Annotated in this window: 1 protein-coding gene; it reads right to left on the reverse strand. The window is 34.3% G+C overall.

Translation table 11 applies throughout. The features are described 5' to 3' along the window. Positions 1-107: 107 nt before the first annotated feature. Positions 108-353 (reverse strand): PoNe immunity protein domain-containing protein (locus tag CWB66_RS21015; RefSeq protein WP_138586964.1); only part of this gene is annotated, 246 nt, incomplete at its 5' end.

Consider the following 353-nt stretch of genomic DNA (forward strand, 5'->3'; position numbering starts at 1 on the left):
TACTCTTATCTGAAATGGTGAAAAATCCATTATTTATCCTTTTACTTTAGTCCAATGTTTTTTTGTGAATCCAATCTTTTTAGCTAACGAGTCATCTTGGTGAAATTTTATTCTTTCAAACACTTCGCATCGTTACTTCTCTGATTATTTGGGTTACATTGCCAATGTACTAAATCTTTGGGGTAATATTCATGATCGATAAAACTGCTATCGTCAATGTGATAAAGCTTAACGACTAAAGCAACCTCCCAACACCAGTAACCTATATAGGCATCGGTATCCATTAAATGGTAATCAGGACTTCCTTCTAGCTTATACCAAGCATCTAAATAAGCCTTTACTAATGTATGCCG

Origin of the sequence: Pseudoalteromonas sp. S558, assembly GCF_005886635.1 — a bacterium.
Lineage (GTDB): Bacteria > Pseudomonadota > Gammaproteobacteria > Enterobacterales > Alteromonadaceae > Pseudoalteromonas > Pseudoalteromonas aliena.